The following is a 25587-nucleotide window of genomic DNA, read 5'->3' on the forward strand; positions in this document are numbered from 1 at the left end:
TCAGTGTTCCTCTCGGTCGGGCGGGGCGGGCGTGCCGTACGGGTCGGTTGGGTCGTACGGGCCGGACAGGCCGGACAGGCCGGACAGGCCGGACAGGCCGGACAGGCCGGACAGGCCGGACAGCAGGTGTCGCAACGCCTTGCGGTCGGTCTTTCCGGCGGCGTTGCGGGGAATTTCCGGGATCCGGTGCACCGCTACGGGCTTCTTGTAGCCCGCGATGGCCGATCTGCAGGCGCGGTTGATGCCCGCGAGGATCACGTCCCGGTCGGCTACGTCGTCAGCGGCGCCCCATCGGTCGCCGTCGAGTACCACCGCAGCGGTGACGCCCTCGCCCCACACCGGGTGGGGCATCCCCACCACCGCGACGTCACGGATCCCGGGGACCCCGGCGATCACTCGCTCGACCTCGGCGGGGTGGACGTTGAACCCCCCGGTCACGATCATGTCGCTGGAGCGGCCGTTGAGGTGCACATAGCCGTCCGGGTCCAGGTGCGCCAGATCGCCGGTCCTGAACCAGCCGTCGGAGAGCACCGCGGCGGTCAGCTCCGGCCTGTTCCAGTAACCGGTCATCACCGTGTCGCTCCGGACCACGATCTCTCCGTCTACGAGGCGCAGTTCGACTCCGGTGGAGACCCGGCCCGCGGAAGCCAGCCGCCCGGGGACCCCCGTGGCGTGGTCGGCCGGCGACAGCACCGTGAGCGGCGCCAGCGCTTCGGCCAGCCCGTAGAACTGGGTGAGAGCACCGGGAAAGAGCTTCTCGGCCAGCGCGAGCGATTCGGCGCTGATGGGCGAGCCGCCGTACGGAACGACCCGGACGCCGCGCAGCGGGCCGGCCACTCCGACGGCGGCATGTGCCAGCCGTTCGAGCATGATCGGCGCGAGTGGCAGGACCGTCACTCCGTACCTCTCGACGGCCTCAAGGACCGCACGGGGTTCGAACCGGGACATCGTCACCGTGGCCGCCCCGTTCACAGCGCAGTCGAGGCCGATCGATCCGCCGAAGTGACTCATCGGGGCGACCGCCAGGACGACGTCGCCAGGTCCGGCCAACGGCAGCGCACGAAGCGCCCGGCGGGTCTGCGCCACCCAGGTCCGGTGTGTCACGACGGCGCCCTTGGGCCGGCCCGTGGTCCCCGAGCTGTACATCAGCATCGCGATGTCGGAGGGGGCCGGCGCAGGCCAGGGTGCGCCGGCACGTGAGGCTGTGGGCCGCGGGGTTACGGGAGGCGACGGGGGCGAGGCCGCCAACGAGGCCGGAGTGAGCGTCGCGGGCGGCAGGCCGGGATGCGGCGTTCCGTCCGCGCAGCCGATCACGACCGCGGCGGACTCCACAGCGGTGAGAGCCGCACCGATCTCCTCCGCCGCCCCGGGGGAGCAACACACCGCACGGGCACCGCAGTCGAGCGCGATGTCGGCGATCTCCCGTGCGTGCAGGCGCGGGGAGAGCGCGACCCGGACGAGCCCGGACCCGAGCACGGCCCGGTCGAGGATCCGGAGCACCATGCTGTTCGGCAGGGCGAGCACGACCCGGTCGCCGAAGGCGGCACCGTGCTCGACCAGGTGAGCAATGGCAGCCCCCGCGAGTTCGGCGACCTCCGAGAACGTCAGCCAGTCGCACGGCCGGCCCGGCCCGGTCGGGGCCGACCGCAGGGCCGGACGGTCGCCGTAGGCGGACTCGGCCAGCGCGAACTGCTCTGCAACTGTGGACGATTGATGGAACGTCACATCAGTCGGGTCCGTGTGGTCCGAAGGGGCAGCAGGGGCAGCAGGGGCAGCAGGATCCGTAAGGTCGAATTCAGGCCTGGACATGCACGCGCCACAGCTTTCCGAGTTCGGCCACGATCTCGCGTCGCCCCACACCGTTCAGGACGCCACGGTGCAGCGCGTCCGCCGCTGCCCGCTGATAGGAGGGGTATCCGGGCGACCGGGGGCGCAGGAAGGAGCGGTCCATGGTGGCGAGGGTGTCGCGGTAGAAGTGCGTGACCTGGGCGTTGACGTCCTCGTCCGTCCAGACCGACCGGCGGCCCGCCTGCCCTCCGGCGTCGCGCGAGAGTCCGCCCTGCACCTTCGCCGACGTCACGAAACGTACGAAGGCGGCGGCCTCCCGGCCGGAGTCCGCATGTGCCGAGACGGCGAGACCCACCCCGCCCGTCAGAGTGCCGACAGGGTCATCACCCACGCGCGGTGCGTCACTGAACGCCACGAGCTCACCGCGCGCACCGGGCCGGGCGTAGGTGATGTAGCCGAACACCAACGGTGTGTACATGGCCGGATCGCCGGACCTGGCCAGGCGTTCGAGCACGGTGATCGGATCGCTCCGCAGCGACTCGGGGGCACACAGCGGCAGCAGACGGAGCGCCCTGTCGACGGCTTCGTCCAGCACCGCGGGTTCGATACCGCCGTCACCCCACCAGTCCGGGCGACCGTCACCACTCCGGCGCCAGCCGTCACGCGGGCCGACCGCGGTGTTGGAGACGGCCTCGCACAGCGACAGGACCGTGCCCCACAGATGGGTCGGATTCGCCGCCAGCAGCACGGACTCCCGTCCGCAGCGCCGTGCGAACGCGGCCACGGCGTCCCATCGGCCGGGTATCCCCGCCGGGTCGACCGCCCCTGCGCGATGGGCGCTGACCATGCAGGCGGCATCCACCGCACCGCCCCACTGACGGCCCTTCCAGTGGTAGCTGGAGTTGCTCGGACCGGCGGAGTCATCGGCCCGTTCGGCCAGCTCGGCGGGGAGCAGGACCGTATCGAGAGGCATCAGGGCACCGGCGGCCACCGCGTCGCCGATGAAGGGGTGGTCGAGTGCCACCAGGTCGTATCTCGCGGCCAGCTCGACCACCGACGTGTCCTCGAACTCGCGGAGCGGGCGCGCGGTCCAGTCGATCGCGACCCCCGTCAGCCGTTCGAACTCATCGCTGCCGGCCCGGAGGGCGTCAATGCCGCGTGGGTGGTCCCAGGTCATGCCTCGAAGCCGGGTCGTGCTTCGCATCAAGAGCTCCTCGTCCGGCTCGTCAGGTGCCATCCGCCGGGTCGGCTGCGCACTGCGGCCGATGGTTGGTAAAACGTGGTTGGTAAAACGCATTACCAATGTAGCTTTTTCCGCCGGCGCGAGCAAAGGGCAGACGCCGAACCCGTACGGGACACAGACCAGGGCCGCCGGATTCCGGGCACGAAGGGGCACCGGTCAGGGCTCGACAGGGGCGCCACGCACGAGGAGGGCGCCGGTCAGGAACACACGGCGCCGCGCGCTGGCCCGCGGGCGAATCCACAGGCGGATCGCGGGGCGAACCGGGAGGCGAACTCCCGCTCAGAGGGCGGGTGTTGGGGTCAGTCCGCCGCAGGCGGAGCGCTGGATTCCCGGATCACCATGACGGGCGCGGGGTCCTCGATGCTCTCGTGCCGGGCCGGTTCGTTCTCCAGCTGCTTGAGGAGAAGTGTGACCGCTCTGGCGCCGAGCTCGAACAGCGGCAGCCGGACAACAGTGAGCCGAGGCTGGAGGAAATTCGCGACGAAGACGTCATGGAGGCCGACAAGTGAGATGCCGTCCGGTACGGAGACGCCCATGTCATGGGCGGCGCTGAGAGCGCCGACCGCGGAGAGAACGTTGGCGACGAACACAGCGGTCGGCCGGTTTCGCGCGGAGAGCAGCTCGGTCATACCGCGGTAACCGTGTTCGGCGGTGTGGCCGCCGGGGAAGACGCGGGAGCGCGGTGCGTCGAGCCCGGCGGCGGCGAGAGCGTCGGCCCAGCCCTTGCGCCTGCGGAGCGCACGGCTCTGGGGGCCGTCGACCTGCAGCAGGCCGATCCGCCGGTGGCCCAGGCCGATCAGATGCGAGACCGCCAGGTGCGCCGCCGCGTAGTCATCGACGGCCACGCTGCCGATGGCCCCTCGGGTGCGGTCGTTGAGCAGTACGGTCGGCACCTGGCCGGACGCGATCTTCGACACCAGTGCGTCGGAAGCGGTACCGGCCCGCTGCAGGAGCAGCCCGTCGATCGCACCGCTGGAGACCACACGCTTGAACATCACGTCGTCCGTGGCGAGAGCGTCCACGTCCGACAGCATGAGGGCGTAACCGGCCTTCGTCGCCTCGGCCTGGGCGCCCGCGATGATCTCGCTGTAGACGGGGTTGCTCGCGTCGTGCACTGCCAGGCCGATCACACCGACCTTGGCCTTGCGCAGCGCCCTGGCGGCGTAGTTCGGCGTGTATTCCAGTTCGGCGGCCGCTTCCCTGACCCGCCGCTTGGTCTCGTCCCGTACGCGGAGGGTCTCGTCACCGTTCAGCAGTCGGGACACGACGCCGACCGATACGCCGGCCCGCTTCGCTACGTCGACGAGAGTGGCCATTGCGTGTGTTCCTCCCCGGGGCTGACACACACACTAGCTTGATCCAAGCCCTGACCTTCCGGGACCGGCGTTCAGGGACCGGCCACCAGGGACCGGCCTTCAGCGCCCGCCATCGCCGACCGGCCGTCTCACACCCGGGCGCCGGCCGGCCTCGCGTCGGGGAGAAGCGCGCGATGGCGCATGTGCACGGAGATTCCGACGAGCCCGGCGACCGCCAGCGCCTCCAGGCCGATCAGATAGAACGCCGGCGAGAGCAGATTGCCGCTCGACGAGACGAGGGCGGTGACGATGTACGGCGCGAACCCACCGAACGCGGCGTTGGCGACGGAGTAGACGATCGAGAGATACGAGTTGCGCACGTTGTCGGGGGCGAGCTCGGACAGCATCGCGGGCGTCGGCCCCGCGGTGAGCCCGAGGAAGCCGGCGAAGAGAATGACCGCGACTCCGATGCTGAAGGCTCCCCCGTGGATGAGGAGTTGGTAGCAGGGGACGGCGACCACGGCCAGACCGATCGCGCCGCCCATCATCACCTTCCACCGCGCCACCCGGTCGGAGAGCCACCCGCCGAGGACGATGAATCCGGCGTACGCGGTCAGCCCGCAGAGTGAGGCGGTGAGTCCCTCGGACAGTTTCCTGTCGAGAACGCCTTCGAAGAAGGCCGGGAGGAACTGAAGCGTGACGTATCCCCCGGCCGTCCATGACACGATCGCCCCCGTTCCCGCGATGATCATGCGCCAGTGGCCACGGAAGACCTCCTTCACCGGGCTGTCAGCGACCTGCCCCTGCTCCTGCATGGCCGTGAAGGAGGGCGTCTCGTCGATGTTCCTGCGGATGTACCAGCCGCCGACACCGAGAGGAAGACCGAGGAGGAACGGTATGCGCCACCCCTGCGAGTGGAGGAACGCATCGCTCATCCACGCCGTGAGGGCGGTACCGAGGCCCGCCGACACAGCGAGCGCGACGGCGATGCTCGCGGCCTGGGCGGATCCGAAGACACCGCGCTTGCGGGAGGGCGCGTGCTCGAAGAGCAGCGACGCGGCTCCGCCGAACTCACCGCCGGCCGAGAGTCCCTGGACGAGACGCAGCACGGTGAGGGCGACCGGCGCGAGGACTCCGGCCGAGGCGTAGGACGGCAGCAGTCCGATCAGTGTCGTCGCACCGGCCATGGTGAGGATGACGAAGGACAACACCCATCGCCGCCCCCTCCTGTCGCCGAGGTGCCCGAAGATGACCGCGCCGACCGGGCGCAGCACGAACGCCGCACCGAAGATGGCCAGCGTCGCGAGCAAGCCGTTCAGCCCGTCCGAGTCGGGGAAGAACACCTTGGCGAGAACGGGAGAGAAGTACCCGTAGATGGCAAAGTCGTACCATTCCACGAAGTTTCCGGCAGCGGCGGCTACGACGATCTTGGCCTTGCCGGGCCCCATTGTCTCCACTGGGTCTCCTGTCTCCACTGGGTCTCCTTCGACAGTCACAGTCACAGCCGGACAGGCGGCCGGCTCGCACAGGTGCACACCTGCTGCCACTCGAAACCGAGCCGGTGAGCGATCTGGTATGACGTTTTAACGGCATGGTCATTTCACGCATGGTGTTTAACGGCGTGCCGTCTCAACGGCCTGGTATGACGTTTTACCAGTCAAGTTAAGGGCCAGGCGATACGGCGTCAAGCAGTGGTGTCGCCCCGGTCAGCAGGCCAGGATCATCAGACCAGGGTCAACAGGCCCTGCCCCGAGGGCTGTTGGCGCAGCCCGTCACACGATCAGGTCACCCCGTACGCCGAACACCGTCCGCAGCTCCTCCCGGCCCGTGTCCGTGAGACGAATGACGCGGCGGTACTTTCCGTGGCGGAGCCACTCCAGGGCGAACATCCGGTCAGTGATCGCGGCGCCGAGCGCTCCGGCGAGGTGGTGGCGCTGTTCGGACCAGTCGACGCAGTAGCGGACCGTGACACGCCGGCGTGGCAGGGCATCCACGTCGACGCCGAAGGTGCCGAGTTCCTGTCGGCCCCGGGGCGTGAGCAGATAGGTGGTGACGTCCGTGGAGCCGTCTCCGCTCCGTGTCTCCTCGACGGCGAGTGATCGCCCCGATGTCCGCCGCGGGATTCGGCACCGCGTTCACCATGCCGGCCTCCACCGCGGCGGTGATGGAGGCCGTCCCCGCCGGCCGCGGCGGGGCCGCGGCCGCCGCCTTCAACGCCGCGCGCCAGATCGGCAGCGCCATCGGCGTCGCGGTCTTCGGCACGCTGGTCGCGGGAGACTTCCTGCGCGGTCTGCACACCGCGGTGTCGGTCGGCGCCGCAGGATTCCTCACGGCTGCGGTTGTCGCCGCCCTGCTCGTACGGGGTTCCTCCGACGAACGGGACTCCCCCGACGACCAGGACGACAGCCGGGACGGCGCGCCACCTGACGTGCGCGCTCGATAATGCGGGGCATGGAGATTCACGGAGACCGGGTCGTACTGCGGCCCGTGGCGGACGGTGAGGGCGCGGAGCTGGACCGGATCGTGCGGGAGCCGGAAGTCGCCAAGTGGTGGGCGCCCCCGGCCGGTTACGAGGGGATGCTCGCCGTACTCCTCGACGGCGAGGTCATCGGCGCCGTCCAGTTCGCGGAGGAGACCCACCCGGAGTTCCGCCGTGCGGGCATCGACATCTTCCTGACGGCACGCAGGCACGGGGAGGGGCTCGGGACCGATGCCGTACGCGCGCTGGCCCGGTGGCTGGTGCGGGAGCGCGGCCACCACCGGCTGACCATCGACCCAGCAGCGGCCAACACGGCGGCGATCCGCAGTTACGGCAAGGTCGGGTTCAAGCCGGTGGGGATCATGCGGCAGTACGGGCTCGACCGGGCGGGAGTCCGGCAGGACGGGCTGCTGATGGATCTGCTGGCCGACGAGCTGACCTGACGGGGACGGGCCGGTCGGCCCCTGCCCTCGTGACCTCCATAACCTCCGTGGCCTCCGTGGCCAACAGTGACGGCCGTGACCACTCGGACGGACCGGATGGCCGGAAAAGTGCTGTCGAGGCTGCCCCGGAACACCACGTTCCAGCGCCTGACCGGCCACCTCTCCAGCTGATCGACCGCACCCCCAGCTGCCTCACACCCGGGAATATCCGTACAGTGAGGGACAATTCACACGAGCGGTCGACAACTCCGTCACATCGCACATCTCCCACTGGTTGATAGGCAAGTTCCCAGTGGGTGAGACAACGGTCTCGTCGTGGCTGGATTTGTTCCCTAAGGTCTGCCGAGTGATTACCGGAAAGACCGCTCCGGGTCCCGCCCACAGAACCGGTGCCATCCTGGCCGTGCTCGCCGAGCAGACTTCTGTGACCGCTCAGGACCTCTCCCGCCGCACCGGCATTCCGGTCAGCGCCGTCTATCGCCACCTGGGCGATCTGACTCAGCTGGGTCTGGTCAGCCAGACGCGGACGCGTGGCCGGTACTGCGCGGGGTCGCTCGCGGTGCAGATGGCGGTGAACTACCGGCGCGAGATGCTCAGCGGCGGGGGCGTGAAGCGCCGTCTGGACCGGCTCGCGTCCGACACCGAGGAGCTGGCGGCCTTTCTGATCCCCAGCGGTCAGCACGTCCTGTGCGTCGAGGCCGCCGAGGGGTCGCGGGTGATCAAGTGCAGCTTCTCGCCGGGGCTGAGCCAGCCGCTGACCTTCGGGGCGAGCGCCCAGGCGATCCTCGCCCATCTTCCGGCCGCCCGCGTGGCCGAGGTCTGTGCTGCGCACCGGATCGGCCCCCGTGAGGCCGAGGCGCTCACCGCCGACCTCCCCCGCATCCGCGACCGGGGGTACGCCATGAGCACCGGAGCTGTCGACGAGGGCGTGTGGGGGGTCAGCGTCCCCGTCCTCAACCGGCAGGGGCAACTCACCGGAACCGTCAGCACCATGGCCCCGGAGTTCCGGGGCCGCCGCAATCACCAGGCGCTGCTCACCCTCACCCATGCCGCGGCACAGGACATCGGCCGTCTCGACGAGCCGCTGCCATGACGGCCCGGGACAGCCCACGGGCCGCCGGTGACGAGGAGCCGCCGGTGACGAGGGGGTGCGCCGGGCGCCCGGTGTTACGCACCGCGGCCCCGTCACCTGAACTCGTGCATCACCCAAGGTCCGAATGGAGTGGAACATGGTAAGAGCACCCGTGGGACGAAGGGCCGCAGCCGTTCTGGCCGGCCTCCTCTCGTCCTTCCTTCTGCTGGCGGGAGCCTCGCCCGCCGCCGCAGCGCCGCAGGCGGACAAGGGGGCTCAGAAGCTCCAGCAGCTGCGCTCGGGCAAGGCCACGCTGCGCGTGGGCACCGACGCGACGTTCCCGCCCTTCGAGTTCACCGACGCCAAGGGCGTCCGGGTCGGCTTCGACATCGAGCTGGTCAGGGCACTCGCCAAGCGCGCGGGCATCAAGAAGGTCACCTTCACGCAGATGCCGTTCGGGAACATCGTCCCGGCGTTGCAGGCCCATCAGATCGACATGGGCGCCTCGGGGATCTACATCAACAAGGAGCGGTCCAAGGTCATCGACTTCTCGGACGTGTACTACCCCGGCGGGCTCGCGATGTTCACCGCCGACAAGGACAACACGATCCACTCCCTGGACGATCTGGCGGGCAAGCGGGTCGCGGTGCAGGTCGGCACCAAGTCCGTCGAGTGGGTCAAGGAGAACCAGCCCCGGGCCAAGGTGGTCACGGTGCAGACCAACCAGCAGATGTTCTCGTCCGTGAAGCTGGGCCAGGCCGCGGCAGTCGTCACCGGAGCCCCGGCAGGCCAGTACTTCATCGCCCAGCAGGGCGGCCTCAAGCAGGTCGGCAAACGTCTGACGGGCGAGGACTACGGCTATGCCTTCCCGAAGACGGACGCGGCGGTGACCACCGCGTTCAACAGCGCGCTGAAGTCCATGAAGAGCGACGGCTCCTACGGCAAGCTGACCCACAAGTGGTTCGGCTCCGGCAGCGCGGCCAAGGCGAAGAAGCACGCACTCATCAATCCGCAGACGATCATCGACTCCTGGGGCCAGATCTGGCACGGCCTGGTGGTGAGCATCGAAGTGATCCTCATGTCGCTGTGCCTGAGTCTCCTGTTCGGCATGACGGGCGGGTTCGCCAAGCTGAGCCGCATCGCGCCGGTGCGCTGGCTGGGCAACGCCTATGTCTCCGTGATCCGCGGCACGCCGTTCGTCGTCCAGCTGTTCCTGATCTACTTCGGTCTCCCCCAGCTCGGGCTGCAACTGCCGCCCATGGTCGCGGGTGTGCTCTCGCTCGGCCTGTACAGCGGCTCGTACGTCACGGAGATCTTCCGCGGGGCCGTGCAGTCGGTGGACCGGGGCCAGATCGAGGCCGCCAGGTCCTGCGGTATGTCCCACGCGTCGGCCATGCGCCATGTCGTCGTCCCGCAGGCGTTCCTGCGGATGCTTCCGCCGCTGGGGAACGAGTTCGTGTCGCTGACGAAGAACTCCACGCTGGTCTCGTTCGTCACGATCAGCGAGCTGTTCCTGGTGGGCCAGGTGGTCATATCCAGGACGTTCGACGCCCTGACCGTCTATCTCTTCATCGGCCTTCTCTACTACATCCTCACCAACATCATCGGCTTCGCGACCCATGCAATAGAGAAGAAGATGGCGGTGTACGTCTGATGGCACTCCTCGAAACCCAGGGCATCACCAAGGCGTTCGGCGATCACGAGGTGCTGCGCGGCATCGACTTCACCATCGAGCCGGGGCAGGTCGTGGCCGTCATCGGCCCCAGTGGCGGCGGCAAGTCGACGTTCCTGCGCTGCCTCAACCTGCTGGAGACGCCGACCTCGGGGCGCGTCGTGTTCTCGGGTGACGAGCTCAGCGCCACCGAGTCGAACCTGGACCAGCTGCGGGCCCGTATGGGCATGGTCTTCCAGCAGTTCAACCTGTTCCCGCACATGACGGCGCTGCGCAATGTGGTCCTGCCGCAGATGAACGTGCTGGGCCGGACCCGCCAGGACGCGGAGGCCAGGGGGCGCGCCCTGCTGGACCGGGTGGGGATGCTCGGGCGGGCCGACATCTACCCGAACCGGCTGTCCGGCGGGCAGAAGCAGCGGGTCGCCATCGCACGGGCCGTGGCCATGGACCCCGAGCTGATGCTGTTCGACGAGCCGACGTCCGCACTGGACCCGGAGGTGGTCCAGGACGTCCTGGAAGTCATGACCGGCCTGGCCAAGGAGGGCATGACCATGGTCGTGGTGACGCACGAGATGGGCTTCGCCCGCAAGGTGGCCGACCGGGTCGTCTTCATCGACGGCGGCCGGATCGCCGCTGATCTGCCGCCCGAGGAGTTCTTCGCCGAGGGGAACGACAACGAACGGGTCCGGACCTTCCTGGCGAAGGTGCTGTAAGTCTCCACCCGGACCTCCGTTCCGGACCTCCGTCCCGGCCTCCACCCGGGCCCCTCCCCCCTGGGGTCCTGCCCCGGGTGGAGGCCCGGCTGCACCCGGGTTCCACCCCCGTTCCACCCCCCTTCCACCCGTGGGTTGAAGGAATCCGGGGCGCCGGAGCGAATAGTCGAAGCCATGACGCTCACCGACTGGATCATCGACATCGCGCTTCTCCTCATCGTCCTCCGCCAGCTGCGGGAGGAACGGCTCACCGCCCGCACCATCCTCCTGCCGCTGGGCATCATCGCCTGGACGGGCTTCAACTACCTGGACGCCTTCCCCACCGCGGGGAACGACCTGCCACTGATCGCGGTGTTCGCGGGTGTGGGAATCGTCTTCGGCCTCGTCTCCGGCCTGCTGACCCGCGTCCGCTACGCGGAAGGGCACGTACGCATCAAGGCCACCGTGAGCGCCGCGGCGCTCTGGGTGATCTGCATGGGCTTCCGGCTGGGTTTCGCCATCTGGTCCAGCCACCCCTCCGGCGAGGCCCATCTCGCGCACTTCTCCGTCGCCCATGACATCACCAGCGGCCAGGCGTGGGTGGTGGCTCTCGTCCTGATGGCATTCGGTGAGGTCGTCGTCCGGCTGGGTACGATCGTCGTCCGCGGGGGGCTCCTCACCGCGCGCGCCAAGCGCACCCCGTCGGTGTCCGCCGCCCCGGCGCCGCGCCCCGGCACCTACGTCTGACCGGGGCGGAGCAGCCGGCGGAGAACGGAGTGCGGAGATGAACGGGCGCTGGTGGAGCACGCCGGTCTGGGAAGCACCGGGCTGGAAAGCGCTGGACCGGGGCACTTTCCGGGGCGCGACGGCCATGGTGGCCTGTATGACGGTCACCGTGCTCCAGGCCCACGGGACGCCCCTCAGGATCGTCATCGGTGCGCTCGGAGTCCTCGCGGCGCTGGGGATGCTGCTCGGCCGGCGGACCCTGCCGTCCGTCCTGGGCGCCCTGGGCGCGACGATCGCCATGGGTTCCGGCCTCGCGATCTCGCTCCTGGTGCCGACCGGACTCGGCTCCTTCCCGGTGCTCGCGGGCGTCTCCGTCCTCCCGCTGCGCCTGCCCGCGGGGCCCGTGCGGACGACCGCCGTCGCGGTGATGTCGGCCGCGTTCGGGATCGCGATCATGGTGGTCACCGGCAGTCTGGCCGGACTGCTGGCCGCGGTGGGCGCCTGGCTCCTCGCCGACCGCTCCGTGGAGCACACCGCGCTCCAGGCGGAGCGGGACCGGGCCGTGGCGCTGCTGGCCGAGGTCGAGGCGTCCCGGCAGGCCCTGCAGGAGGCGGCGGCCGTCGAGGAACGCAGCCGTATCGCCAGGGAGATGCACGACGTCCTGGCGCACAGCCTGGCCGGTCTGTCCGTGCAGTTGCAGGCGGTACGGGCGATCGCCGGCCGGGAGGGCGCGCCCGCGTCGCTGACCGGCCCCATCGACCGCGCGGCGGACCTCGCGCGGGACGGCGTCCAGGAGGCGCGCGCCGCGGTCGGTGCGCTGCGGCACGCGCCGCTGCGGGGCGTGGACGACCTCAAGGGTCTGGTCGGCGGTTTCCCCGGCGATGCGCGCCTGCGGGTCACCGGCAGGCCCTGCCCGCTCGGCCCCGAGGCGGGCCACGCGGTGTACCGGGCGGTGCAGGAGGCCCTGACGAACGCGGCGCGGTATGCGACCGGGAGCGTCATCGAGGTGGATGTGGCGTGGTCGGAGCGGGAGTTGCTGGTCGACGTCCGCGACCACGGGCTGCCGGCCGGCCGCGGACCCTCGGGCGTGAAGGGGAGCGGCACCGGTCTGCGGAGCATGGCCGAGCGGATCGAGGCCGTCGGCGGGACGCTGTCCGCCGGGCCGGTCCCCGGCGGGGCGGGCTGGCGGATCGAGATGCGCGTACCGGTCGCGGGGGCCGGGGGTGGCGCGGGCCCGGCTGGGAAGATGGGGTCGTGAACACATCAGCCGGCGTCCGGGCGCCGCACACGGGCGGGGAGGCGGACGCGTGACGATTCGGGTACTGGTGGCGGACGATCAGGCAGTGGTACGGGACGGGGTCGTGCTGCTGCTGTCATCGGCCGACGACATGGAGGTGGTCGGCGAGGCGGGCGACGGGCACGAGGCCGTTCGGCTGGCCACGGAGTCGCGGCCCGATGTGGCCCTCGTCGACCTGCGGATGCCGGGGCTGACCGGCGCCGAGGTGACGGCCCGGGTCGTCACCGCGGACATCGGGGTCCGGGTGCTCATCCTGACCACGTACGCGGACGACGACGCGGTGATGCCGGCTCTGCGGGCGGGCGCGTCCGGCTATCTGACCAAGGACGCCACCGGTGAGGCGGTGCTCGCCGCGGTCCGCGATGTGGCGGCTGGGCACACCGTTCTGGACCCCGCGGTCCAGCGCCGCCTGGTCGAACTGGTCGTCAGCGAACCGGACTCCACCGCTCCGGCGCCCGGACCCGCCCCCGTGGTCGCGGCCTCACCCGGGGTTCCGGCCGAGGCCGAGGGCCTCACCCGGCGGGAGATCGACGTCGTGCGACTGGTGGCGCAGGGGCTCAACAACCGGCAGGTGGCCAAGGAGATGGTCGTCAGCCAGGCGACGGTCAAGACGCACCTCAACCATGTGCTGGCCAAGCTGGCCCTGGACGACCGCGGTGCGCTGATCGCCTGGGCCTGGCGGTACGGACTGGCCGACAGGACCCCGTAGGCCAGAAGGAACCCGTAAGCCGGAGCCCGTAGCGACACAACGCTGGGAACCCGCAGCGGTTCCCCCGTACCCGGCGACGGTCCCCCACCCCCTGGACAAGAGGTCAGGTTAGGCTAACCTGACCAGGAATTGCCCAGTGGCCGTCCCGGCACGTACGGAAAGCAGAGTCCAGCCATGCCCAACGCCCGCGCCTCTCACATCTCCCGTCGCGGCATCCTCGCCGCGGGCGGCGTCATCGGTATCGGTGCCGCCCTCACTGCCTGCGGCGGCAGCGACTCCAAGAGCTCGGGCTCTGCGAAATCGGACTCCGGCCCCTGGTCCTTCAAGGACGACCGTGGCATCACCGCCAAGGCCGACGCAACCCCCACGAAGATCGTCGCCTTCACCGGGACCGCCGCGGCGCTGCACGACTACGGCGTCGAGGTCACCGGGGTCTTCGGGCCGACCAGGACCAAGGACGGCAAAGCCGATGTGCAGGCCGGCGATCTCGACATCAGCAAGGTCGAGATACTCGGCAACGTCTGGGGCGAGTTCAACGTCGAGAAGTACGCGGCACTCAGCCCCCAGCTGCTGATCACCGGCATGTACGACAAGGGCGCCCTCTGGTACGTCCCCGACGAGTCGAAGTCCAAGATCCTCAAGCTGGCCCCGAGCGTCGCCCTGATGGTCGCCCGCACCTCGATGCCCGCCGCGCTCCAGCGCCACGCCGAACTGGCCGAGTCCCTGGGCGCCGACCTGAAGGCCAAGAAGGTCACCGACGCCAAGGCCCGCTTCGAGAAGGCCGCGGCCCGGCTGCGCTCCGCCGCGAAGGCCAACCCGAAGATCAAGGTGCTCATCGGCTCGGCCAGCGCCGATCTGCTCTACATCTCGACCCCCGAACCCTCCGCCGACCTGCGGTACTTCAAGGAGCTCGGCGTCAACATCGTCGTACCGGACAAGGTCGACAAGGACGGCTGGTTCGAGAGCCTGAGCTGGGAGAACGCCGACAAGTACCCGGCCGACATCATCATGATGGACAACCGGAGCTCCGCCATCCAGCCGTCCGCGCTGAAGTCCAAGCCGACCTGGGGCGAGCTGCCCGCGGTCAAGGCCGGACAGGTCATCCCGCGCTCCACGACGGACCCGATCTTCTCCTACGACAAGTGCGCCCCGGCCCTGGAGGCGCTGGCCAAGGCGATAGAGACCGCGAAGAAGGTCAGCTGACCCATGACGACGGCCGCCATCGCCCCCTTCCGTTTCTTCGGCCTGCATGTCGTACGGACCCGGCGGCTCGGCCCGTCGATGGTCCGCATCACGTTCGGCGGCGAGGACCTCAGGGACTTCGCCGCCGGGGGCCGTGACCAGAGCCTCTCCCTCTTCCTGCCCCACCCGGGGCAGCAGGAGCCCCGACTGCCCGCCGGCGAGAACTGGTTCGCCGAGTGGCGGGCGCTGCCCGACGACGTACGGGCCGTGCTGCGCTCGTACACCGTGCGCGAGCAGCGCCGCGACCCCGACGAGGTCGACATCGACTTCGCGCTGCACGGCGCGGCGGCCTCGGCCGCGGACGCGGCGAGCGGCCCCGCCTCCCGGTGGGCCCGGCAGGCCACGCCAGGACAGCGGGTCCGCGTCCTGGGGCCCGCCGTCGAGCACAACACGGCCGTCCGCTTCCAGCCGCCCACCGGCACCGACTCGGTGCTGATCTGGGCGGACGAGACCGCGCTGCCCGCCGCCTCGGCCATCCTGGAGTGGCTGCCGGCCGGCACCAGGGCCCAGGTCTGGCTTGAGGTCCAGCACGCCGCCGACCGGCAGCCGCTGCGGACCGAGGCGAACGCGCGGGTCACCTGGCTCGTGCGGGACGAGGGCGCCCCGGCCGCCATCGACGCCGTACGCGCGGCCGAGCTGCCCGGCGCGCACCCGTACGCCTGGATCGCGGGCGAGTCCGGTTGCGTCAAGGAGCTGCGCCGCCATCTCGTACGGGAGCGCCAAGTCGACCGCAGACAGGTCACGTTCGTCGGCTACTGGCGCCGTGGGCTCAGCGAGGAACAGCTGAGGGAGACCGCGGCGCGCGCCGCCTGACCGGTACATCCCCCAGGGGGGGTGAGGCCTCATTGCGACGCCCGGATTAGTTAGGTTAGGCTTACCTAACTAAGGCTACCCGGCTACGACGTCGCAGTGCCCTCGCCCCCCTTCTCCCTTCCCCGGAGGACCGTTCATGCGCTCACACCTGCTCAACGACACGACAGCGGAGCAGTACCGCCTCACTGCCACCGCAGCAGTCGAGCGGGTGGCGGCCCAACTCGCCTCCACCAAAAAGCCGTTCACCGGAATCTCGCACCAGGAACTCGCCCCCGTCCTGGACTCCGTCGACCTGGACAAGCCGCTGGGCACCGCGGAAGCCGCCCTGGACGAACTCGGCACCGTCTACCTGCGGGACGCCGTCTACTTCCACCACCCCCGCTATCTGGCCCATCTGAACTGCCCGGTCGTCATCCCCGCGGTGGTCGCCGAGGCCGTGCTCTCCGCCGTCAACTCCTCGCTGGACACCTGGGACCAGAGCGCGGGCGGCACCCTGATCGAGCAGCGCCTCATCGACTGGACGGCCGGCCGGATCGGCTACGGTCCGGGCGCCGACGGCGTCTTCACCAGCGGCGGATCGCAGTCCAACCTCCAGGCGCTGCTTTTGGCCCGCGAGGAGGCGAAGACCACCGATGCCTCCCTGCTGCGAGTGTTCGCCTCCGAATGCAGCCACTTCAGCGTCCAGAAGTCCGCGAAACTGCTCGGTCTCGGCCCCGAAGCGGTCGTCTCCATCCCCTGCGACCAGGACAAGCGCATGCAGACCCTGGCGCTCGCCCGTGAGCTGGAGCGCTGCCGCGCCGACGGCGCCGTCCCGATGGCCGTCGTCGCCACCGCCGGGACCACCGACTTCGGCTCCATCGACCCGCTGCCCGAGATCGCCGAGCTCTGCGCCCGGTACGGCACCTGGATGCACGTCGACGCCGCGTACGGCTGCGGGCTGCTCGTCTCCCGCAGGCGCGCCCGTCTCGAAGGCATCGAGCACGCCGACTCGGTCACCGTCGACTACCACAAGTCCTTCTTCCAGCCGGTGAGTTCGAGCGCGCTGGTGGTACGGGACGGGGTCACCCTGCGGCACGCCACGTACCACGCGGACTACCTCAACCCGCGCTCCGCCGCCGAGTCCCGCATCCCGAACCAGGTCGACAAGTCCCTCCAGACCACCCGGCGCTTCGACGCCCTCAAGCTGTGGATGACGCTGCGCGTGATGGGCGCCGACGCCGTGGGCGGGCTCTTCGACGAGGTGGTCGACCTCGCCGAAGAGGGGTGGAAGCTCCTCGCCGCCGACCCGCGCTTCGATGTGGCCGTCGAACCTCAGCTCTCCACCCTCGTCTTCCGCTACATCCCCGGCGATGTCATCAGCCCCGCGCTGATCGACCGGGCCAACCGGTATGCGCGCAAAGCCCTGTTCGCGTCGGGCGACGCCGTCGTCGCCGGTACGACGGTCAGCGGCCGCGCCTATCTGAAATTCACCCTGCTCAACCCGCAGACCACCCTCGCCGACATCGCGGCCGTCCTCGAACTCCTCGCCGAGCACGCCGGCCAGTACCTGGGAGAAACCCTTGTCCACGCCTCTTGAGCCCCACGCGCCTTACGACTTCATCGCGGTCGGGCTCGGACCGTTCAATCTGGGGCTCGCCTGCCTGGCCGACCCGGTCGACGAACTGAACGGCCTCTTCCTGGAGTCCAAGCCGGACTTCGACTGGCACAGCGGGATGTTCCTGGAGGGCTCCACGCTCCAGACGCCCTTCATGTCCGACCTGGTCACCCTGGCCGACCCCACATCGCCGTACTCCTTCCTCAACTACCTGAAGGAATCCGGGCGGCTGTACTCCTTCTACATCCGCGAGAGCTTCTATCCGCTGCGCGAGGAGTTCAACGACTACTGCCGGTGGGCCGCCGCGAAGATACCCGCGATCCGCTTCGGCGAGTCGGTGACCGAGGTGACGTACGAGGAGCGGGACGCGGTCTACGCAGTGCGCACCGCGGGCGGCGCCGTGTACCGGGGACGCAGACTCGTCCTCGGCACCGGAACCCCCGCGTACCTCCCGGAACCCTGCCGTGACCTCGGCGGCGACCTGATCCACAACTCCCGCTACCTGGAGGCGAAGGAGACCCTCCAGGCCAAGGAGTCGGTCACCGTCGTCGGCAGCGGGCAGAGCGCCGCCGAGATCTACTACGACCTGCTCCAGGACATCGACCAGCACGGGTACGCGCTGAACTGGGTGACCCGCTCTCCCCGCTTCTTCCCGCTGGAGTACACGAAACTCACGCTGGAGATGACGTCGCCCGAGTACGTGGACTACTTCCACGGGCTGCCGTCCCGGACCCGCGACCGGCTCAACGTGTCGCAGAAGAACCTCTACAAGGGGATCAACTCCGAGCTGATCGACGCCATCTTCGACCTGCTGTACGCGAAGAACCGGCGCGGCCCGGTGGCGACCCGGCTGATGACCAACACCTCGCTGGAGACGGCTGGTTACGACCACGGCACCTACACGCTGGGGCTGCGCCAGCAGGAACAGGAGAAGGACTTCACCCTCGCCACCCAGGGGCTCGTCCTGGCCACCGGCTACAAGTACCGGGTGCCCGAATTCCTCGCCCCGGTGCACGACCGGATCAACTGGGACGAGCAGGGTCGTTTCGACGTCCACCGCAACTACAGCATCGACCCGGACCGGACGATCTACGTACAGAACGCCGAACTGCACACCCACGGCTTCGTCGCACCCGACCTCGGGATGGCCGCGTACCGCAACTCGTGCATCATCCGCGAGCTGCTCGGCGGCCAGGAGTACTACCCGGTCGAAAAGACCATCGCTTTCCAGGAGTTCACCGCATGAACCGCTTCACCATCCGCCCGCTGGACCTCCGTACCGACGCCGAGCTGGTGCACGGCTGGGTCACCCACCCCAAGTCCGTCTACTGGATGATGCAGGACTTGAACCTCACCGAAGTCGAGCGCGAGTACATGGCGATAGCGGCGGCGGAGCACCACGACGCCTTCATAGGACTGCACGGCTCCACACCTGCGTTCCTGATGGAGCGGTACGACCCCGCCCACGTCGAGCTCAAGGGCCTCTACGAACCCGAACCCGGCGATGTCGGCATGCACTTCCTGGTCGCGCCCACCGACAACCCCGTGCACGGCTTCACCCGGGCGGTGATCACGGCTGTGATGACCGAGCTGTTCGCGGACCCGGCGACGCGCCGGGTCGTGGTGGAGCCCGACATACGCAACACGGCGGTCCACGCGCTCAACAAGGCCGTCGGCTTCGAGGCGGTGCGCGAACTGGCGAAGCCCGAGAAGACCGCGCTGCTGAGCGTCTGCACCCGCGCCGCGTTCGAGGGAGCCCGCCGATGAGCAGCCATCTGACCCCCGTACTCTGGGCCGAGGCCGAGCGGCAGTTGATCCGCAAGGCGCTGGCGGAGTTCTCGCACGAGCGGCTGCTGTCCCCTCAGCCGTTCGGCGACGGGCCCGCCCCTCTCGGTCCCGCCGGAACAGGGGAAACCCCGTCCTCCGTACCCAGTGAGTCCTCCGCACACGGCGAGTTCTCCGTACGCAGTGACGACGGCGGGACCGAGTACCGGTTCCGAGCCCGGATCCTCGCCCTCGACCACTGGCACATCCCGGCCGATTCCATCACCCGCCACCGCGGCACCGAAGAACTCCCGCTGGACGCACTGGAGTTCTTCATCGAGCTGCGGGAGGTGCTGGGGCTGAGCGACGCGATCCTGCCGGTCTATCTGGAGGAGATCTCCTCCACGCTGTCCAGCACGGCGTACAAACTGGCCCGGCAGGCCGAACACCCCGTCTCCGCCGCCCAGCTGGCCGCGTCCGGCTTCCAGGACATCGAGACCGGGATGACCGAGGGCCACCCCTGTTTCGTCGCCAACAACGGCCGCCTGGGATTCGGTTCGGACGAGTACCTCAGCTACGCGCCGGAGGCGGCGAGCCCGGTCCGGCTGATCTGGCTGGCCGCCCGGCGCGACCACGCCACCTTCAGCGCGGGCGCAGGACTCGACTACGAGTCACTGATCCGGGCCGAACTGGGCGCGGAGACCCTGGAGCGGTTCGCCGCGACCATGACCGGGCTCGGCCTGGATCTCGACGCGTACTTCCTGATCCCTGTGCACCCCTGGCAGTGGCGGAACAAACTCTCCGTCACCTTCGCCGCCGAGGTGGCCAAGCAGCGGCTCGTGCTACTGGGGCACGGCGACGACTCGTACCTCGCGCAGCAGTCCATCCGTACCTTCTTCAACACCAGCGACCCGGCGAAGCACTACGTCAAAACAGCGCTGTCGGTGCTCAACATGGGCTTCATGCGGGGGCTCTCCGCCGCGTACATGGAGGCCACGCCCGCGATCAACGACTGGCTCGGGCAGCTCATCGAGAGCGACCCACTGCTGAAGGCCACCGGCCTGACGATCATCCGTGAGCGCGCCTCGATCGGCTACCACCACCGGCAGTACGAGCAGGCGACCGTGAAGGGCTCGCCGTACCGCAAGATGCTGGCCGCGCTCTGGCGGGAGAGCCCGGTGCCCTCCCTCGAACCGGGCGAGCGCCTCGCCACCATGGCGTCGCTGCTGCACACCGACCGGGACGGCGCCTCGTTCGCGGGTGCGCTCATCGCCGAGTCGGGTCTCGAACCGGCCGTCTGGCTGCGCCGCTACCTCGACGCGTACTTCACCCCGCTGCTGCACAGCTTCTACGCCTACGACCTCGTCTACATGCCGCACGGCGAGAACGTGATCCTGGTCATCGAGGACGGCGTGGTGCGGCGGGCGGTCTACAAGGACATCGCCGAGGAGATCGCGGTGATGGACCCCGACGCGGTGCTGCCGCCGGACGTCGAGCGCGTCCGCGCCGACGTACCGGACGACATGAAACTCCTGTCGCTGTTCACCGATGTCTTCGACTGCTTCTTCCGCTTCCTCGGCGCGACGCTGGCGACCGATGGCGTGCTCGGCGAGGACGAGTTCTGGCAGACCGTCGGCACCTGCGTACGGGACTACCAGAGCTCGGTGCCCCAACTGGCCGACAAGTTCCGCCAGTACGACCTGTTCGCGCCGGAGTTCGCACTGTCCTGCCTCAACCGGCTCCAGCTGCGCAACAACCAGCAGATGGTGGACCTTCAGGACCCGGCGGGTGCGCTCCAGCTCTCCGGGACCCTGAAGAACCCGATCGCCTGATCCACGGCGGTCGTCCTGGTCCACGGCGGTCGTGGAGAGAACCGCCCGGCGTGCAGAGAACAGCCCGGCGTGCGGAGACCGTCCTCTCCGTACGCCGGGCGCACTTCGTGCCGCTACTGCTGCGCGGGCCAGTCCACCTGGGGCGACCGGTAGTAGTCGATGCCCAGCGCGTCCCACCGGGGTGCCTGCGCGGCGAGCCGGGTCCGGTACGCGCCCCAGTCATGGGTGGACTGCGGCGACCAGCCCAGCTCGGCGATCCCGGGGAGCCTCGGGAACGCCATGTAGTCGATGTCCTCGCTGGTGGTCAGCGTCTCCGACCAGAGCGGCGCCTCGACCCCGATGACCGAACCGGCCGGCGCGCCCGCCAGATAGGTCGCCGGATTCCAGTCGTACGAACGCTGCACCTCGACCAGACCGGCCCAGGACAGGCCGAGCTTGGTGTCCGCCGTGTACTTCATGTCGAGGTACGCGCGGTCGGCCGGTGAGATGACCAGCTTCGTGCCCTTCTTCGCCGCGTCCACGACCTGCGCCCGCTCGGCGGCACCGGTGCCGTCGTACCCCCAGTACTGGGCGACCTCGCCCTTCACCGGGGCGGCCGCGGTGATCTGGTGCCAGCCCTCGACCTTCTTGCCGTGCTTGCCGACGATGGCCTTCGCCTTGTCCATGAAGGCGTCGTAGTCGGCCTGGCTCGTGGAGTGCGCCTCGTCGCCGCCGATGTGCAGATACTGGCCGGGGGTGAGCGCGGCCAGCTCGCGCACCACATCGTCCACGAAGTCGTACGTCACCGGCTTGGGCACGCACAGCGAACTGAAGCCGACGTCGGTGCCCGTGTAGAGCGGGGGCGCGACGCCGTCGCAGTTCAGCTCGGGGTAGGAGGCCAGGGCCGCGTTGGTGTGCGAGGGCAGATCGATCTCGGGGATGACCTCCTGGTGGCGCGAGGCCGCGTAGCGCACGATCTCCCGGTAGTCCGCCTGGGTGTAGTAGCCGCCCTTGCCGCCGCCGACCTCGGTCGAGCCGCCGTACGTGGCCAGTTTCGGCCAGGAGGAGATGGCGATGCGCCAGCCCTGGTCGTCGCTCAGATGCAGATGCAGTTTGTTGATCTTGTAGAGCGCCAGCTCATCGATGTACCGCTCGACCTGCTGGACGGTGAAGAAGTGCCGCGAGACATCGAGCATGGCGCCCCGGTAGGCGTACCGGGGCACATCGGTGACGGTGCCGCCCGCGACCTGCCACGGGCCGGGCTGCCGCCGGTGTGCCTCGACAGCGGCGGGCAGCTGCTGGCGCAGCGTCTGGACGCCGTGGAAGAGTCCGGCGGCCTTCTCCGCTGTGATCGTGACCCCGTCCGCGGAACTGACCAGCCGGTATCCCTCGTCGCCGAGGCCGTGTTCACGGGGGCTGAGCGTCAGCGTGATGGCGCCCCGGCCGCCGTGCGAGCCGCCGGTGACCGGCAGCGGGTATCCGGTGGAGGGCCTGAGCAGCCCCGCCAGATACGAGCCGACCTGGCGCGCGGCTGCGGAGTCCGCCCGGATGTGCGTCCTGCCGGTGATCGCGTACGGGGCTCCGCCGGCGTGGACGGAGGAGGGCGCGGGGATGATCGCGCCGAGTGGGCGGACGGTGGGGGCGGCGGACGCGGCGGGGGTGGCGGCCGGGGCCGCGCCGGTGCCGGCGAATCCGGCGGCCGCGACGAGGAGGAACGTACCGAGAAGCCGGGGCAGGGACCTGGATTCGAGTGTTCTGTGCAGTCTCACAAGCGGATTCCCTCCGGAGGGGCTCGCAACTGTGGTGCTGGGCAGCCGAACGTGCCCCATGGGTATCGCGGGCCCCCCGGAAGGGTCAAGGGTATAGACCACTCCGGATCTCCCTCGCGACCGGAACGACGGAATCCGAAGCAGCCCAGTCGCCCCCATCTGCCCGAAAACGGGCAGAAATATTGCGTACGACCTCGCATCACTCCAATATCAACGGATGGCCGCATCATCCCGCCCGTCGTACGACGACCTCATCGACCACCTGGTGCGCAGCTCTGCCCTCCAGCGCGGCGAAGCAGCCCGGGTGGTCCTCGATGTGCTGGCCTACTTCGACGAGACGACGGAGGAGTTCGTCCGCAGGCGCCACCGCGAGCTACAGGCCCGCGGACAGACAAACCCGGATATTTTTCAACAGATCTCGGACGAGCTGCCTCATCGTGCAGTGGCACCGCCCGAGCTCTCCCTGCGGCAGCTGCGCCGCATGATCTACGGCTAGGAACCAAGGAGCGATATGTGCGGAATCGTCGGGTACATCGGCAGGCGTGACGTGGCCCCGCTGCTGCTGGAAGGGCTGCAGCGGCTGGAGTACCGGGGGTACGACTCCTCGGGCATCGTCATCTCCTCGCCCAAGTCCGCCGCGCTGAAGATGGTCAAGGCGAAGGGCCGCGTCCGCGAGCTGGAGGCCCGGGTACCCAAGCGGTTCGCGGGCACCACCGGTATCGCCCACACCCGCTGGGCCACCCACGGCGCCCCCAGCGACCTGAACGCCCACCCGCACCTGGACGCGGGGAACAAGGTCGCCGTCGTCCACAACGGCATCATCGACAACGCGTCCGACCTGCGCACCCGGCTCAACGCCGACGGTGTGGAGTTCCTCTCCGAGACCGACACCGAGGTCCTCACCCACCTCATCGCCCGCTCGCCGGCCGCGACGCTGGAGGAGAAGGTCCGCGAGGCCCTGCGGCTGATCGAGGGCACGTACGGTGTCGCCGTCATGCACGCGGACTTCCCGGACCGCATCGTCGTCGCCCGCAACGGTTCGCCCGTCGTCCTGGGCATCGGCGAGAAGGAGATGTTCGTCGCGTCCGACGTGGCGGCCCTCGTCTCGCACACCCGCCAGGTCGTCACGCTGGACGACGGCGAGATGGCCACCCTCAAGGCCGACGACTTCCGTACGTACACGACCGAGGGCTCCACCACCTCGTCGACGCCGACCACCGTGGAGTGGGAGGCCGAGTCGTACGACATGGGCGGCCACGACACGTATATGCACAAGGAGATCTCCGAGCAGGCCGAGGCGGTGGACCGGGTGCTGCGCGGCCGGATCGACGACCGCTTCTCCACCGTGCACCTGGGCGGCCTGAACCTGGACGCCCGGGACGCGCGGGGCGTGCGCCGGGTGAAGATCCTGGGCTGCGGCACCTCGTACCACGCGGGCCAGATGGGTGCCCAGCTGATCGAGGAGCTGGCCCGCATCCCCGCGGACGCCGAGCCCGCGTCGGAGTTCCGCTACCGCAATCCGGTGGTGGACCCCGACACCCTGTATGTCGCCGTGTCGCAGTCCGGTGAGACGTACGACGTGCTGGCAGCCGTGCAGGAACTCAAGCGCAAGGGCGCGCGGGTGCTGGGCGTGGTGAACGTCGTCGGCTCGGCCATCGCGCGCGAGACCGACGGCGGGGTCTATGTGCACGCGGGCCCGGAGGTCTGCGTCGTCTCGACCAAGTGCTTCACCAACACGGTGGTCTCGTTCGCGCTGCTCGCGCTCCATCTGGGCCGGATCCGCGACCTGTCGGTCTCCGACGGCAAGCGGATCATCGCGGGGCTGCGGAAGCTGCCCGGCCAGATCGCCGAGATCCTGGACCGGGAGGCCGAGATCGAGAAGCTGGCCGTCGAGTACGCGGACGCCAGGTCGATGATGTTCATCGGGCGGGTGCGCGGCTATCCGGTGGCACGGGAGGCCTCCCTGAAGCTCAAGGAGGTCTCGTACATCCACGCCGAGGCGTATCCGGCGTCGGAACTGAAGCACGGGCCGCTCGCGCTGATCGAGCCCGCGATGCCGACGGTCGCGATCGTGCCCGACGACGATCTGCTGGAGAAGAACCGGGCGGCGCTGGAGGAGATCAAGGCGCGCGACGGGCGCATCCTCGCGGTCGCGCACCAGGAGCAGCCGAAGGCCGACCACACGATCGTGGTACCCAAGAACGAGGACGAGCTGGACCCGATCCTGATGGGCATCCCGCTGCAACTGCTCGCCTACCACACGGCGTTGTCCCTGGGCCGGGACATCGACAAGCCGCGCAACCTGGCGAAGTCCGTCACGGTCGAGTAGCCGCCCGCACCACGGCCGTCCCGGCTGCTCCCGGTGGCAAGCGCCCCGGGGGCAGCCGGTGTTGCTCGGCGCCGATGTGGCCCCGATGACCGGGCGGGCAGCCGGGCGAGGGTTACGGGATGACGGGCCGGGTTACGGGATGACGATGACGGGCCGCTGGGCGCGCCGTGCGAGGCGCCCGGCCACCGAGCCGAAGATCCGCCCGACGATGCCGTGCGTCGAGCCGACGACGATCGCGTTCGCCGAGTACTCCCGTCCGACCTCCTCCAGCTCGTAGCAGATGTCGCCGCCGCGCTCCACGAGGATCCAGGGCACGTCGGCGAGATAGTCAGCGCAGGCCAGTTCGAGGCCGAGCACTTCGGTCCTGTGGTCCGGCACGTCCACGAAGACAGGGGGCTCGCAGCCCGCCCAGACCGTGGTCGGCAGCCGGTTGGCGACATGGACGATGATCAGGCCTGAGCCCAGTCGTACGGCCATGCCGATGGCATAGGCGAGCGCCCGCTCACTGGAGGTCGAGCCGTCGAAGCCGACGACCACCCCGTGTCTGAAAGCGGGATCACATGCGTGACGTGGTTGATCCGCCGCATGGAGTTCGGCCGATGGATCGGCGATCTGCCTGCGGTCCGCGGGTTCGGAAAATTCGTAACCGGCCATCGGTGTCTCGGCGAAGAAGTTCCTCTTGGGAGGGAACGGCAGTTGACGGTGGAGCGTGTCCGGCGGAGCTGTGTCCGGGAATCATCTTCCCAAGCCCATACCCTCCAGAGTACGGCGACACTCCTCTCCTGCCCACTGCCCGCCGATCCAGTCCGGCGTTCCACGGAGCATGCCCGAGCAGGCCGGTAAATGGCA

At 69.5% G+C, this 25587-nt stretch carries 23 protein-coding genes; 16 read left to right on the plus strand and 7 right to left on the minus strand.

All coding sequences use genetic code 11. The features are described 5' to 3' along the window. From OHB13_RS12265 to OHB13_RS12285, 5 genes are all read right to left on the minus strand, one after another. Positions 1-1725, minus strand: a complete 1725-nt coding sequence (locus OHB13_RS12265) for a class I adenylate-forming enzyme family protein (protein ID WP_328377109.1) — start codon at positions 1723-1725, stop codon at positions 1-3. A gap of 70 nt (positions 1726-1795) precedes the next feature. Then, on the minus strand, positions 1796-2992 hold the full coding sequence (locus tag OHB13_RS12270) for a hypothetical protein (protein ID WP_328377110.1): 1197 nt from the start codon (positions 2990-2992) through the stop codon (positions 1796-1798). A gap of 338 nt (positions 2993-3330) precedes the next feature. Next, positions 3331-4347 (minus strand): LacI family DNA-binding transcriptional regulator, encoded by a 1017-nt coding sequence (locus OHB13_RS12275; protein WP_328377111.1) that lies wholly within the window; start codon positions 4345-4347, stop codon positions 3331-3333. 128 nt (positions 4348-4475) lie between these two features. Beyond that, positions 4476-5774, minus strand: a complete 1299-nt coding sequence (locus OHB13_RS12280; RefSeq protein WP_328380279.1) for an MFS transporter — start codon at positions 5772-5774, stop codon at positions 4476-4478. 324 nt (positions 5775-6098) lie between these two features. Further along, positions 6099-6320 (minus strand): hypothetical protein, encoded by a 222-nt coding sequence (locus OHB13_RS12285; RefSeq protein ID WP_266856824.1) that lies wholly within the window; start codon positions 6318-6320, stop codon positions 6099-6101. Positions 6321-6433: 113 nt separating this feature from the next. On the opposite strand from OHB13_RS12285, the gene OHB13_RS12290 reads away from it, so the two are divergent. The 14 genes from OHB13_RS12290 (at position 6434) to OHB13_RS12355 (ending at position 20661) form a co-directional block, all read left to right on the plus strand. Further along, positions 6434-6769: an MFS transporter gene (locus OHB13_RS12290; protein ID WP_328377112.1), complete on the plus strand. Its 336-nt coding sequence runs from the start codon at positions 6434-6436 to the stop codon at positions 6767-6769. Positions 6770-6777: 8 nt separating this feature from the next. Then, on the plus strand, positions 6778-7248 hold the full coding sequence (gene aac(6') / locus OHB13_RS12295) for an aminoglycoside 6'-N-acetyltransferase (RefSeq protein ID WP_266856820.1): 471 nt from the start codon (positions 6778-6780) through the stop codon (positions 7246-7248). 346 nt (positions 7249-7594) lie between these two features. Then, positions 7595-8341 (plus strand): IclR family transcriptional regulator, encoded by a 747-nt coding sequence (locus OHB13_RS12300; RefSeq protein WP_328377113.1) that lies wholly within the window; start codon positions 7595-7597, stop codon positions 8339-8341. Between the two features lie 136 nt (positions 8342-8477). Beyond that, a complete protein-coding gene (locus OHB13_RS12305; protein ID WP_328377114.1) occupies positions 8478-9974 on the plus strand; it encodes an ABC transporter substrate-binding protein/permease in 1497 nt (498 codons plus the stop codon). Next, positions 9974-10705, plus strand: coding sequence for an amino acid ABC transporter ATP-binding protein (locus OHB13_RS12310; protein ID WP_266856815.1), 732 nt, complete (start codon positions 9974-9976; stop codon positions 10703-10705). The genes OHB13_RS12305 and OHB13_RS12310 overlap by 1 nt, the downstream gene beginning before the upstream one ends. Positions 10706-10879: 174 nt before the next feature. Beyond that, positions 10880-11431, plus strand: a complete 552-nt coding sequence (locus OHB13_RS12315) for a hypothetical protein (RefSeq protein ID WP_328377115.1) — start codon at positions 10880-10882, stop codon at positions 11429-11431. 37 nt (positions 11432-11468) lie between these two features. Continuing rightward, the gene (locus OHB13_RS12320) at positions 11469-12668 is read left to right on the plus strand and encodes a sensor histidine kinase (protein ID WP_328377116.1); all 1200 of its coding nucleotides are present in this window, start codon (positions 11469-11471) and stop codon (positions 12666-12668) included. Between the two features lie 49 nt (positions 12669-12717). After that, on the plus strand, positions 12718-13416 hold the full coding sequence (locus OHB13_RS12325) for a response regulator transcription factor (RefSeq protein WP_328377117.1): 699 nt from the start codon (positions 12718-12720) through the stop codon (positions 13414-13416). Between the two features lie 174 nt (positions 13417-13590). After that, a complete protein-coding gene (locus OHB13_RS12330) occupies positions 13591-14619 on the plus strand; it encodes an ABC transporter substrate-binding protein (protein WP_328377118.1) in 1029 nt (342 codons plus the stop codon). Between the two features lie 3 nt (positions 14620-14622). Then, positions 14623-15471, plus strand: coding sequence for a siderophore-interacting protein (locus OHB13_RS12335; protein WP_328377119.1), 849 nt, complete (start codon positions 14623-14625; stop codon positions 15469-15471). A 136-nt stretch (positions 15472-15607) separates the two neighbouring features. Next, positions 15608-17047 carry a pyridoxal phosphate-dependent decarboxylase family protein gene (locus OHB13_RS12340; protein ID WP_328377120.1) on the plus strand — a complete coding sequence of 480 codons (1440 nt, stop codon included), beginning with the start codon at positions 15608-15610 and terminating at the stop codon, positions 17045-17047. Continuing rightward, positions 17031-18311, plus strand: a complete 1281-nt coding sequence (locus OHB13_RS12345; protein ID WP_266856801.1) for a lysine N(6)-hydroxylase/L-ornithine N(5)-oxygenase family protein — start codon at positions 17031-17033, stop codon at positions 18309-18311. Before OHB13_RS12340 ends, OHB13_RS12345 begins: the two co-directional genes overlap by 17 nt. Next, the gene (locus OHB13_RS12350) at positions 18308-18832 is read left to right on the plus strand and encodes a GNAT family N-acetyltransferase (RefSeq protein ID WP_328377121.1); all 525 of its coding nucleotides are present in this window, start codon (positions 18308-18310) and stop codon (positions 18830-18832) included. Before OHB13_RS12345 ends, OHB13_RS12350 begins: the two co-directional genes overlap by 4 nt. Continuing rightward, the gene (locus OHB13_RS12355) at positions 18829-20661 is read left to right on the plus strand and encodes an IucA/IucC family protein (RefSeq protein ID WP_328377122.1); all 1833 of its coding nucleotides are present in this window, start codon (positions 18829-18831) and stop codon (positions 20659-20661) included. The genes OHB13_RS12350 and OHB13_RS12355 overlap by 4 nt, the downstream gene beginning before the upstream one ends. A 113-nt stretch (positions 20662-20774) precedes the next feature. On the opposite strand, the gene OHB13_RS12360 is transcribed toward OHB13_RS12355, so the two are convergent. Continuing rightward, complete coding sequence (locus tag OHB13_RS12360; RefSeq protein WP_328377123.1) at positions 20775-22409, minus strand: beta-N-acetylhexosaminidase; 1635 nt, start codon at positions 22407-22409, stop codon at positions 20775-20777. 217 nt (positions 22410-22626) lie between these two features. On the opposite strand from OHB13_RS12360, the gene OHB13_RS12365 reads away from it, so the two are divergent. Then, positions 22627-22905, plus strand: a complete 279-nt coding sequence (locus OHB13_RS12365) for a hypothetical protein (RefSeq protein WP_266856795.1) — start codon at positions 22627-22629, stop codon at positions 22903-22905. 15 nt (positions 22906-22920) lie between these two features. Further along, positions 22921-24738 carry a glutamine--fructose-6-phosphate transaminase (isomerizing) gene (gene glmS / locus OHB13_RS12370; RefSeq protein WP_328377124.1) on the plus strand — a complete coding sequence of 606 codons (1818 nt, stop codon included), beginning with the start codon at positions 22921-22923 and terminating at the stop codon, positions 24736-24738. Positions 24739-24870: 132 nt separating this feature from the next. Here glmS and OHB13_RS12375 read toward each other — a convergent pair whose 3' ends face one another. Next, entirely contained in the window at positions 24871-25392 is a 522-nt protein-coding gene (locus OHB13_RS12375) for a universal stress protein (RefSeq protein WP_266856791.1), read from the minus strand. Positions 25393-25587: the final 195 nt, after the last annotated feature.

The sequence above is a fragment of the Streptomyces sp. NBC_00440 genome (assembly GCF_036014215.1).
GTDB lineage: Bacteria > Actinomycetota > Actinomycetes > Streptomycetales > Streptomycetaceae > Streptomyces.